Origin of the sequence: Pseudooceanicola algae (genome assembly GCF_003590145.2) — a bacterium.
Taxonomy (GTDB): Bacteria; Pseudomonadota; Alphaproteobacteria; order Rhodobacterales; family Rhodobacteraceae; genus Pseudooceanicola; species Pseudooceanicola algae.
In genome coordinates, this window is the sequence record NZ_CP060436.1 from 367,786 (window position 1) to 379,431 (window position 11,646).

Consider the following 11,646-nt stretch of genomic DNA (forward strand, 5'->3'; position numbering starts at 1 on the left):
GAAAGGCATGGCTGTGACGACAGAACCGGGGGACATGAGTTGGCTTGAAGAGCCTGCCCGCACGACCTACAGGCCGGACGCCCGGCCGTCGGAAGCAGATCTGCGCGCTGGCCTGGCAGAGGCCCCCGAGGCACCAGGCCGTGCTTTCGAGGAGAGCACAGGACATGGTGAACACCGGGACGCTGGCAAGAGCCAGGGCGCAGCTGGAGAGGATCGCGGATCGTCGGCGGCTGGTGACGGCGCTGGCGGTGGCGGCAGCGGCAGGCCGCGTGGCGAGATCTGGGAAGATTGCCCGGTCGTCCCGTTGGGGGTCCACGGCGATCTGTCGTACTATCTCGACACCAAAGGGCAGCTGAGATCGGTCGACAACCATTCGCTGGACAAGATCCGGCATATCTTCGGCGGCCGCATCGGCCTGCTTTCGGCCAAGTATCCGAGCTATTACAAGAACGGTGATCCCAAACCCGGGGCCTTTGACCAGGCGAAGGCCGCCACGGCGATGGTTGCCGCCAGTACCGAACGCGGCGTCTGGTCCCCGGTCGGCAAGGTGCGCGGCGCCGGTGCCTGGCTGGACGAGGACGGCCGCCTGATCTTTCACGCGGGCGACGAGGTCATGATCGAGGGGCGCTGGCGTTCGCCAGGCGTGTACGGCGGGCATGTCTATCCCGCCTCGGATCCCGTTCCCCGCCCGGCCAAGGAGATCTCGGCCGAGGCTGCAGCCGAGATCCTCACCACGCTGGAAAGCTGGAACTGGGCGCGTCCGGATATCGATCCGATGCTGACCCTTGGCGTCATATGTGCGCAGCAGATCGGTGGCGCGCTGGATTGGCGGCCGGTGACATGGGTCACCGGCGACCAGGCGACCGGCAAGTCGACGCTGCAACGGCTTTTGCGCTATCTGCACGGGGGCAGCAGCGGGTTGCTGCAAGCCTCTGACGCGACCGAGGCGGGCATCCGTTCGGTCATCGGCTACTCCTCGATGCCTGTCGCCCTGGACGAGCTGGAGCCGGACGACGATCCGAAGAAGGGCAAGGCGGGCGCGATCATCCGCCTGGCCCGGATCGCCGCAAGCGGCGACCAGATCCTGCGGGGATCCACCGATCAGAAGGGCTACCAGGGCAATGCTTACAGCTGCTTCCTGTTCAGCTCCATCCTGGTGCCCCCGCTCCCCCCGCAGGACCGATCACGTCTGATCCTGCTGGACCTCAATCGCCTGTCACCGGATGCGCCGAAGCCCAAGGATGATCCTCGGCGCCTGAAGGCCCTGGGCGCCACGCTGCGCGCCAGCATCATCGGGAGGTGGGACAGCTGGGCCGAGAGGCTGGACCTCTGGCGCGGCAGCTTGGCTGCCCAGGGCCATGGCGGCCGGCAGGCAGACAACTACGGCACCGTCCTGGCGCTGGCCGATATGGCCCTGCACGAGGCGCTGCCGCCCGACGAACTGATGTCGAGCTGGGCGCGCAAGCTGGACGTGCACCTGAGTGCCGAGAGCGTGGACGTGGGCAGCAATGCCGAGGACATGCTGGTCCATCTCCTGTCACAGCCTCTCGACGTCTGGAGGCGCGGCCAGAAGCTGAACGTTGCCAGCTGGATCGCCATGGCAGCGAAGCTCCCCCGCGCCCCCGAGGCGATCGAGGCCGCCACTGCCGAGAACGCCAACACCTACCTGGCGCAGTTCGGGCTGCGCGTGAAGGGCAGGGATGTGAACGCCGAGCTGTGCATTGCCAACAAGCCGCTGGCCGGGCTGCGCAGCCTCTTCGAGGGCACGCCCTGGGCTGAGGGCGTCTGGTCCCAGGCGGCGCGCCGGGTGACGGATGCAAAGAGCGCCAACATGACCTTCGCGCGCGTGCCGTCCCGCGGCTACGCGATCCCCTTCACCTCGATCCCCGGGTTGCTGAACGCGATGGATGAGACCGGCGGCGTGTCGCAGCGCCGCGAGGCCTCAGTTCCCCCGGACATGGAGGATTTCGTCTGATGTTGCAAAGCAATCGCAACCCAATGGAAACGCACAATCTTTTAAGCTCGACCCGGACCCGGTTTCAGGCCATCATTCGCCTGCGGTGGGACGCTCTGCGGACGGGTGCGGGGCTACGACGCTACGACGCTAAAATTTTAAGCGTCGTAGGGTTTGTCGTAGGGTTTTTTCCTTCTGTCGCAATGGGTTACTGCCCGCCTACGACGCTACGACACGAAAACGCTCTCCCCACGTATGTGCACACGCACATGCGTGTATGCGAGGGAAAGTGTGTGTCGTACCGTCGTAGCGTCGTAACTCTCTTCTATCTTTTTGATAAGAAAGAAGAAGTACCTACGACAAGCCTACGACACGGCCAAAATGGGCGTCGTAGCCTGCCGTTGATCTCCGCTAACCCTCTGTTCTTCAATAGAAAAGGGGGATTTTATGCCCAAGCCTGACAATCAATGGCAGCAGGAAGCCCTGCTGATGGCCGAGCGCATCGATCGGCAGCGCGACCGGGGCATGCAACTGGCGCTGTTGCCGGACGAGGTCGGTGAACCTGTGGCTGGCGAGGACCAGGCGCGGCAGGCCGGGCGTCCGAAGGGGGCCAAGAACAAGGTCAGCAGCCAGATGCGCGAATGGCTGGCCGCGCGCGGCATGCGGATGCCTGAGGATGTCCTGGTGGAGATCGCGGGGCTCAACTGCCGCGACGACGTGATCACCCTGGCCATGGCGCAGACCGAGCGGATCCTGTCCTGGGCCTTCGATGGTGCGCACATCGGTGACAAGGCTGCGCCGAAGGCCACCTCGGCCATGCGGCTCGATGTCTTCCGCCAGCAGTACACGATGATCCTGCGCGCAGCTGAGGCCATCCTGCCCTTCACGGCCCCGAAGGTGACGCCGGACGTGAACGTGCAGCAGAACACCACGTTCATCCTGCCGTCGGCGCCCTCGGCCCCGGCGGTTCCTGGTGCGGATGCCAGGGACGTGACGCCGCCGTCGCGCGGCCGGATGCGCCCCGCCGATGTGGTGCATGAAATCGAGCAAAATCAATGTCTTGGCGATGCGCATACCGAAAACTCGGACGCGGAAACTCGGACGGGCAAGCTAAGCAACGGAAAAGATGGGGGAAAATCCGATGCTGCAACTGATTGAAAATCAGCAGGAGCGCCCCCGCACCGCCGCGGTGTCCCGCCCTGGTGCAGGGCGCGCCCCTCGCCCGGCGCGCGCCCGCGCGACACCCCGGGGGGGCCTCCCCGCGCTTTGCCTCAGGCCCCTCTGTGTGACCCCATGCAGCATTTTGGCCCATCGGGAGGCCAGGGTATGAACGCGAAATCTGGAAACGGTCAACGGGGTCGGGGGGAAGCCTCTGACCTGGCCACCGCGGGGGGCAGGGGGTTCACGGCAGAGCAGATCGAAGCATTGCAGGGAAGCGATGCGAAAGAGGCGATTGCCAGCCTAGAGGGCGATTTCGCATCTGGCAATATGCCGGATCTGGACGTGGTGCAGTTTCCGGGACCGATCGCGGAGCGCTTCTTCTGGTCGAATGACGACGTGATTGCGATCCAGGGGCCTGTCGGTTCGGGCAAGACCACGACGCTGATGAAGTCCCGCGCCCGGCGGGCTGTGGAAATGCCGCGCTCGACCATTGACGGGGTGCGCCGCTACAAGGTGCTCTTCATCCGCGAGACCTACCGCCAGCTCTGGTCCACCACTATCCCCTCCTACCTGGAGACCTTTCCGAAGGACCTCGGCACCTGGTCCGGCGGGCGTGGGGATCCCGTGACGCATGTGATCCGCTTCGCCGACGCCTATGGCCCGATCGAGTTCACGGCCGAGTTCATGGCTTTCGGCGACGATATCGTCGCCAGCATGCGCGGGGTACAGACCACCGACATCGTGCTGAACGAGCTCGACACCATGCCGGTGGAGATCCTGACCGTCGGGATCGGGCGGATCGACCGTTATCCGGCCCGCAACCATTTCGAAGGTTTGCCGGATCACCTGCGCAGCTACGGGCAGATCGTTGGCGACATGAATGCGCCAGACGAGGACAACTGGGGCTTCCGGGTGTTCCACGACGCGGACGAGCGCCGGCGGATGGCCGAGCTGCTGTCTGCAGAGCTGCCGGAAGGCGCAAACCGGATCACGATCGAGTTCTGCAACCAACCGGGCTATGGTGAGCCGGGCTGCGAGAACCTGCAGAACCTGTCCTCCAGCTATTACCCACGCCAGATCGCGGCCATGCAGCTTGCGGGGCGCGGCGACATGGTCGACCGGCTGGTGCGCAACAGGATTGTCTACCTGCGCGCGGGCGATCCGGTCTTCCGGCGTGAGTTCAGTCCGCGCATCCATGTGTCCGATACACCGCTGAAGCCCATTCCAGGCCTGCCGCTGCGCATCGGCCTCGATCAGGGCTTCAAGGGGGCCGCGGTGATCGCCCAGATGACCGGCTTCTTCCGCTGGCGGATCCTCGGCGAGATGCATTTCCCGGATGAGCGTCTGATGGCCGCCGTTTTCGGGCAGCGCCTGGCGGACCTGCTGGAGCAGCGCTGGCCCGGTGCCCATGTCGAGGCCGGCTGGGGCGACATGGCGGGAGAACATGGCGCCAGCCAGGCCGCTACGGAAAACGCGACCTGGAACATGCTGGTCGGGAAGGCCTCTGGGATCACCATCCGGCCCCAGCGGCTGGGGACCAACCGTATCCAGCCGCGCCTGGAGGCGGTCCGCGCCGCTCTCGAAGCCCCGCTGGACGCGGGCGAGCCCGGGCTGCTGCTGGACCCCTCCTGCAAGTTCCTGCGCAGGGGCTTCGAGGCCCGATACGTCTGGACCGAGCGGGTCGATGCGAGCGGCGACAAGCGCAAGGTGCCCGACAAGAGCCTGACCGAAGCCAACGTGATGGATGGCCTGCAATATCTGCTGCTGTCCGAACATGCGGGCGATGGCAGCCCGCCCTATGCGAAGCGCCGCCCCGACAGGCACGAGGCCCGGCAGGGCGCTATCCGCGGGCCGCGCCGGGCGGGGGTGCGCGATGGTCTGAACCCGGGGTGGGACATCCTCGACCCCTATGCAGAAGGAGCAGGACGATGAATGGCATGTCGAAGCAACGGGCCGATGATCTGAAGCGGCTGGTGGGGATCCTTTCCGAATACCCGGTGGGCAGTGAGGACGTGGTGGGGCGTTTCGAGCGTGAGGAGGGCATGATCTTTTCCCGCCCGAAGGCCGGCGGGACATCGGCCAGGCTGCGGGGGATCACCGTCCGGGCGGCCTATGTCAGCCCCTTGAGCGGCAAGGTCGCAGCTCTGCAGCTCTGGGGGCAGAAGGCCCGCCGGGAGCTGCTTCAGGCGGGGCAGGCGGTCTGAACCATGATCCATGCACTGCCTTTCGACAATCAGGGCGCCATGGCCGTCTTCCGCTGGCTGGATGCCAACGACCGACGCGAGGCGGAAATCGTGCGCGGCGCGCCGCAGGATCACATCGACCTGTTCTGCGACTGGCGCGCGGTGCAATCCGTGGCCGCGCTGTCCTTCGTCCTGCGCACCGAACGGCGAACGCCCTTCGCGGTACTGGCGGTGGTGCCTACCGGACAGGCGGGGGTGGCCCAGGCGGCCATGCTGGCACGCTCCCATGAGGGCTATCGCCACTCCATGGCGCGCACCGCCGTGATGATCCGCCGCGGCCTGCCGGCCTGGGCGCAAAGCGTGGGCTTCAACCGCCTGGAGGCGCGCTGCTGGGCCGGCCATCCGACGGCGGCGCGCTTCCTGCGCGGCTGCGGCTTTCACCAGGAGACCGCCGTGCCGGGATACGGCGCGGATGGCACCGAGACCTTCCTTCAATTTGCGTGGACACAGGACAGGAGAGACCCCCATGTGCAAGGCACCTAGCGTCGACACCCGACCCGCTATCATCTCGGCAGGCACCGGCCAGGACAGCACCCAGAGTGCAGATCTGGAAGCCCGTCTGCGGCGGGCTCGCTCCGGGGCAGCGGCGAATATCCTCACCAGCCCGCTTGGGATCCCGGCGCGCAGCAAGCTGGGGGCGCCGCAATGAGACCCCAGACCGGATTTCCCCAGGACGATCGCGCGAAGGAAGCCGAGCGCCGCTGGTCGGAACTGAAGGAGGAGCGCACCAAGTTCGAGCCCGATTGGGACGAGATTGCGCGCCTCATCCGCCCGCAGCGCGGCGGCTTCCGGCTGGACACGCCGACCACGCGTCAGCTGAGCAAGTCGCTCAGCTCGGAAGGCGCGATCGCGCACGGGCATTTCGCGGCCGGGATCTATTCCGGGATCACCAACCCCGCGACGCGCTGGGGCGGGTTCACCACGCCGGATGAGGAGCTGAACCGCTGGGCACCATTTGCGGAATGGCTGGACGGGGCGGCGGCCAAGGTGCATCGCTCCTTCAGCCCCTCGATGTCGAGCTTCTACCCGGCAAGCTTCCAGCTTTACGGGGACCTCGCTGCCTTTGGGAACGGCGCAGGCTATGATCAGGTCGACCTGACCAACCGCAAGTTCATCGACGTGACATTCTCGCTGGGCGAGATCGTGGTGGCGGTGGATTTCCACGGCCGGGTCTGCGAGGCGGTGCGCAAGCTGCATCTGACCCCGCGCCAGGCGATCCGGGAATTCCGCGAGGACACGCCCGCGAAGATCCAGGACCAGGCCGCGCGGGGGGTGGTCGAGAAGAGCGTCTACTACTGGCACGTCCTACCGAACGAGGCGTTCGAGCCCTACAAGCTGGGCCCACGCGGCAAGCGCTGGCTGAGCCGCTGGATCTGTGCGGCCGATTACACGCTGATGCGCGAACGCGGCTACGAGGAAATGCCGGTCTACTACCCGCGCTGGGACGTGGACAGCGGCATGAGCTACGGCACCGGGCCGGGGTCGATCGCCCTGGCCTCGGCCCGCAAGCTGGATGTCATGGAGGCCGCCACCCTGCGCGCGGCGCAGCGGGCCGCCGATCCGACCAAGCTGGCGCCCGACCGCAATACCGTGCCGCTGGACGGCGTGTTCCGACCGGGCAGCACGGTCTATGGCGCGGTCTCGATGCAGGGGCACCGGCTGGTGCAGACCGAGGAGTTCAACGGCAATATCGGCCTGACGCTGGAAGAGAAGCGGGCGGCAGCCGAGGCGGTGGAGAACGCCTTCTACTACTCGGTCATGAGTCTGACCGGGCGCACCGGGATCTCGGACGCGGAGAACCGTGTCATCGAGGAGGCCCGGCTGCGCAACTGGGCTCCGCATGCCGACCGGATCATGGAGGAATACGCCGCGCGCAAGTATGAGCGCCGTTTCCGCATGCTGTACCGGGCGGGGCAGATCCCGCCCGTTCCTGAGGGTGTACCCGGCGGGGTGCCCCTGATGGTCAGCTACACCTCGGCGGCGGCGATGGCCCTGCGCGCCTCCGAGGCGCAGGCCGTGCGGTCCCTCGTCCTGGGGGATCTGCTGCCGCTGGCGCAGTTGAAGCCCGAGATCCTGGACCGCATCAGTGCGGATGACTACGCCGAGGTGTTGCACGAAGCCAGCACCGCCGTGCCGCAGCGTGTCCTGGTGCCGCGCGAGCAGGCAGCGCAGCTGCGCGAGGCAAGGGCGCAGGCCCAGCAGGCCCAGAGTGCCGTCCAGATGGCGGCCGAGGGCGGCGCCGGCATGAAGGAGCTGGCCCAGGGCATGCAGGCGATGCAGGGGGGTGGTGAAGGATGATCCTTGACCGTCTCGGGACGCTGCTTGCGCGCTTCGGCACCACGCTGGAGGGACGCCGGACCGCAGCGGAACATGCCCGGACCTGGCGCAGGGCGCGGGTGCATGTCCCGGAGATCGTGCCCGACCTGATTGCGCATGGCGGCCTGTTCATGGGGCAGGCCGTGACCATGGAGGGCGGGGTGCCGAGCCCCGCCCGGATGGATCCCTGCCAGCTGGCCTACGAGGCTGGCCGGCGGGACCTGGCGGTGCAGCTGCTGGCGGCCGCCGGACTGACGACAACCGATCTCAACGAACTCATGAGGGAGCAGGATTATGACCTTTGAATTGTGGAACCAATGGCGGTTTCGCCGCTTTCTGGAAACGGCTGGCGAAGGCGGCGCGGGTGGCGCCGGAGCCGGCGATGGCGGGGGCGGCGAAGGCGCGGGCGGCACGGGCGCAGGCGCAGGCCAGGACGGCCAGGGCGATGCTGGCGGCGATGGTGGCGCCGCGGCTGAAAAGCCCTGGTGGGAAGGCGCCGGCTTCGACGAGAAACAGCGCCAGCTTCTGACCGCCAAGGGGCTGACCGTGGATGATCCGGTCGCTGCCATGGCAAAGCTGACCACGCTTTACGGCCATGCCGAAAGCCGCCTCGGCAAGCCCGCCGACCAGCTGATGGATCGTCCCGGGAAGGACGGCGACGTGTCCGACTGGCTGCGCGCGAATGGTGATCTGTTCGGGATCCCCGAGAAGGCTGACGGCTATGACATCAAGCCCCCGGAAAGCTGGCCGAAGGACGCGAAATGGGACAGCGACCTTGAAGCCGCAGCCCGCACGAAAGGCCACGAGCTCGGCCTGAACGCGCGCCAGATGCAGGGCATGGTCGAGCTGTACGCCGGCGCGGTGGCGAAGCTGGACGCGGGCGCCAGCCAGGATCTGGAACAGGCCTCGGCCCAGTTGCAGTCCGAGCTGCAGGCGGACTGGGGCGACACGTACGGCGCCAAGGTGACGCTGGCACAGCAGGCGGCCCAGGCGGTGGCCGAAGCCGCTGGGCTGGACAGCGACGGCCTGCTGGCGATCGCGCAGGTCCTGAAGAAGGGCACGGGCGATGCGAACACGCTGCGTCTGTTCGCGGCCGTCGGCGAAATGATGGGCGAGGACAGCCTGCCGAACCTGTTGGGCAATGGCGCCGGTCTGTCCAGCACCCCCGCCGAAGCCCGTGCCGAGCTGGAGGCGATGATGGGCCCGGACAGCGAATATTCCAAGGCCGTTGCCGCCAAGCGCGGCGGCAAGCCCGGCGCGGATGCCGAGTTCAAGCGGCTGCATGAGCGGCGCCAGCACCTGGAGAAAATGGTCAGCGGAAGATAGCCAAACCGGCAGGTCCACGAAATGTGTAGTCTGATCTTTTTAGGTCAGGCTGCACGTGTCTCATGCCCAAGATTGCCTGGCCGTCTCGGGGGCACGCGTTGCAGAACAGGCGGCAGAGCAAGTGTTAACTATTCGCAAACATGGAGCGCGTACGATTTAAGCTGCGCTCACGCTAGAAGTTCAAAAGTTTCGTGGACAGGCGAACTTCGCTGAGGAGGTCAAAGATGTATAGGCGTTCAGTTCTTTCGCGAGTTGCTTCTCTCTTTCGCAAGGCGGGCTCGCCGCGAATGACGATTTTCACGTGGGGGTTTGCTCTTGGCGCTTGGTGTCATGCGCTTTTTTTCTTGCTCGACTTCGGATTGTTTTGATTGAGTAGTTTGTGGTGGCCGAATGGAGTACTGCGGGGCCAAGCTTTCTGAGACGGAGCCGTTCATCCCTGCTGCTTCTATCGTTCGGCTGAACTCGTAGTCCATTCCTTCGTAGGGAGGAAGGTTCGATCTGCTCTCAATGTGGGTGTATCCAAATGCCAGCGCAGCAACGACGGCAGCGAGTAAAGTGCCCAAACCAGTCAATAATGTCCCAACGGGAACTCCATACTCTTTTAGCAGTTCTCCCCAACGTGAAACTTCATTTCCAGCGACCGGATCAACTTTGGAAACCTGCCTGGCGGCTTCGGAGGGAGTGATCCTTTTTTGCCGCAGTTCTTCTCCAACGTTGGTCAGAATCTCTATGACTTGCGGGCCAAAGTTGTCCGAGTTGAAAATTCGGATCAATCCCTCCCAAATCTCGTAAGTTCCGTTGAATACTAAGCCGTTGGACTTACACCGAGGGCATTCTGAAAAGCATTCCTCGATCTGTATCTTGGTGCCAATGCCTGCAGCGATCCCACTCGGATAAGCCAACTCACAATTGGGACAGAAACTCGGTATTATCATTTAGCCGCCTAATCCTTCTCTTCACCACGGATTGCCGATTCGATCAGTGTTGCGATGTACCAAAGTAGATGCTATCCATTGGGTGACGGGCAACCCGGTTTCCGGGTCCGTCTGATCCGGGCAATTCCGGCGTCTAGGCCACGATACGGCCAGGGCGGGTCCGGTATAGGGCAACCCCTCCGAAATCTCACCATGATCGTTGATTTTTCGAGAGGGGACCCAGATGTCCTATCGTCAGACCGTCGAGGCGCATCACCGCCTTTCCTACCAGAACAACGTCCGCATGGTCGCGCAGCAGATGCAAAACCCGCTGCGGGCCGCCGTGACCATCGTGTCGGCCTCGGGCGAAGCACAGGACATGGCCGACCTGATCGACAAGGTCGAGTACCAGGAAGGCGAGGATTATTCCCGCCGCAACCCGGAAAACCCACCCAAGCGCACCCGGCGTTGGCTGGTCCGCCCGACCGTGATCGAAAGCGGCCAGCTGATCACCAAGGAAGAGAAGTTCGACCAGTCGCAGGATCCGACCTCTTCGCTGGTCGTGACGCACACGAAGGCCGTGGAACGCGGGATTTTCGACCGGATCCTGGGCGTTCGCAAGTCCGGCAGCAATTACGTTGTCCGACCGGGTGGCATCTTCGGGGCGGTTTCCGAGGGCAAGACGCCGGGCTCCACCAAGGATCTGGCCGCCGGCAACTACATCGCCGTTGATGCCGGGGAGGACGCCGCGGCCGGGCTGACGCTGAACAAGATGCGCGCGGCGACGGAAGGCATGGAGCTGGAAGATTTCGGGCTGGAAAGCGACGACGAGATCTTCGGCCTCATCACCCCCAAGCAGAAAACCGACCTGCTGAAGCTGGCTTTCGAGACCGGGAAGAACCTGAACCCGTTCGAGGTCAAGGAAATCGAGAACGGCCGACCGGGTTCGCTCCTTGGGATCCGCTGGATGTTCACCAACCGCTTGCCCAAGGACAACAACGGTCATCGTCTCGTGCCGCTCTGGACGAAGGCGAATATCGTCTGTGGCATGTGGCAGGACATCGAGGCCGATCTGTTCAACGACACCTCGGCCCGCAACCTGCCGCAATGCATCGTCGACGCCTATCCGGCCGCCGGCCGGGTCCAGGACGAAGGCGTGCGCATAATCCGGTGCCTGGAAGCTTGATCGCGGGGCCGGATCCGGTCCGGCCCTGACCTTTACCAGAACCTTCAGGAGCAGAGTTCATGCCCGTAGTTTCCGCCAATTCCGACCTCGTCCACGATCCCTTCGACGCCAATTCGGTTCCGCCCGATCCCGAGATCGCGCGCGGCCGCCTGGTCTGTTCGACCGGCAATGTGGTCAACGCAGCCGATGACGCCAACACATCCAAGTACCACCTTGCGAATGTTCCGGCGAACGCCGTGGTGCATGAAGATACCTTCTTCGATGTGGCCAGCTGGGGCTTTGCCCAGGTGGTCATCGGCACCGAGACCGATACCGATGCCCTGGTGGACCAGACCAAGGCAACCGAGACCATCGTCACCCCGTTCGCCTTGGGCGACGCCAACCATGGCAAGCGGTGGTGGGAAGTCCTGGGGCTCGCCGAAAACCCCGGTGGCACTGTCGAGATCTGGGCCCATGCAGAGGCCGCTGCCACCGGCGCCGGGAGCATGGCCTTCCGCATCGCCTACCTGATGCCCTGAGCTAGGACGGTGGCCGGGCGCAGGTCCG

Annotated in this window: 12 protein-coding genes; 11 read left to right on the top strand and 1 reads right to left on the bottom strand. The window is 65.1% G+C overall.

Features of this window, described 5'->3' with window-relative positions:
• Positions 1–7: 7 nt before the first annotated feature.
• From PSAL_RS01780 to PSAL_RS01820, 9 genes are all read left to right on the top strand, one after another.
• Positions 8–1,975 (top strand): hypothetical protein, encoded by a 1,968-nt coding sequence (locus PSAL_RS01780; protein ID WP_147407590.1) that lies wholly within the window; start codon positions 8–10, stop codon positions 1,973–1,975.
• 426 nt (positions 1,976–2,401) lie between these two features.
• The gene (locus PSAL_RS01785; RefSeq protein ID WP_119837948.1) at positions 2,402–3,112 is read left to right on the top strand and encodes a hypothetical protein; all 711 of its coding nucleotides are present in this window, start codon (positions 2,402–2,404) and stop codon (positions 3,110–3,112) included.
• Positions 3,113–3,280: 168 nt separating this feature from the next.
• Complete coding sequence (locus PSAL_RS01790) at positions 3,281–5,047, top strand: hypothetical protein (RefSeq protein WP_147407589.1); 1,767 nt, start codon at positions 3,281–3,283, stop codon at positions 5,045–5,047.
• A complete protein-coding gene (locus PSAL_RS01795; RefSeq protein WP_119837946.1) occupies positions 5,044–5,319 on the top strand; it encodes a hypothetical protein in 276 nt (91 codons plus the stop codon). Before PSAL_RS01790 ends, PSAL_RS01795 begins: the two co-directional genes overlap by 4 nt.
• A gap of 3 nt (positions 5,320–5,322) precedes the next feature.
• On the top strand, positions 5,323–5,841 hold the full coding sequence (locus PSAL_RS01800) for a hypothetical protein (protein ID WP_119837945.1): 519 nt from the start codon (positions 5,323–5,325) through the stop codon (positions 5,839–5,841).
• Positions 5,825–6,007, top strand: a complete 183-nt coding sequence (locus PSAL_RS01805) for a hypothetical protein (protein WP_119837944.1) — start codon at positions 5,825–5,827, stop codon at positions 6,005–6,007. The genes PSAL_RS01800 and PSAL_RS01805 overlap by 17 nt, the downstream gene beginning before the upstream one ends.
• A complete protein-coding gene (locus PSAL_RS01810) occupies positions 6,004–7,656 on the top strand; it encodes a portal protein (protein ID WP_119837943.1) in 1,653 nt (550 codons plus the stop codon). Before PSAL_RS01805 ends, PSAL_RS01810 begins: the two co-directional genes overlap by 4 nt.
• Positions 7,653–7,979, top strand: a complete 327-nt coding sequence (locus tag PSAL_RS01815; RefSeq protein WP_119837942.1) for a hypothetical protein — start codon at positions 7,653–7,655, stop codon at positions 7,977–7,979. The genes PSAL_RS01810 and PSAL_RS01815 overlap by 4 nt, the downstream gene beginning before the upstream one ends.
• Positions 7,969–9,000, top strand: a complete 1,032-nt coding sequence (locus tag PSAL_RS01820) for a hypothetical protein (protein ID WP_196222705.1) — start codon at positions 7,969–7,971, stop codon at positions 8,998–9,000. Before PSAL_RS01815 ends, PSAL_RS01820 begins: the two co-directional genes overlap by 11 nt.
• Before the next feature lie 236 nt (positions 9,001–9,236).
• On the opposite strand, the gene PSAL_RS01825 is transcribed toward PSAL_RS01820, so the two are convergent.
• Positions 9,237–9,773, bottom strand: a complete 537-nt coding sequence (locus tag PSAL_RS01825; protein WP_147407588.1) for a hypothetical protein — start codon at positions 9,771–9,773, stop codon at positions 9,237–9,239.
• Positions 9,774–10,158: 385 nt separating this feature from the next.
• Here PSAL_RS01825 and PSAL_RS01830 point away from each other — a divergent pair, with 385 nt between their 5' ends.
• Both PSAL_RS01830 and PSAL_RS01835 read left to right on the top strand, forming a co-directional pair.
• On the top strand, positions 10,159–11,100 hold the full coding sequence (locus PSAL_RS01830) for a phage capsid protein (protein WP_119837941.1): 942 nt from the start codon (positions 10,159–10,161) through the stop codon (positions 11,098–11,100).
• A gap of 59 nt (positions 11,101–11,159) precedes the next feature.
• On the top strand, positions 11,160–11,618 hold the full coding sequence (locus PSAL_RS01835; RefSeq protein ID WP_119837940.1) for a hypothetical protein: 459 nt from the start codon (positions 11,160–11,162) through the stop codon (positions 11,616–11,618).
• Positions 11,619–11,646: the final 28 nt, after the last annotated feature.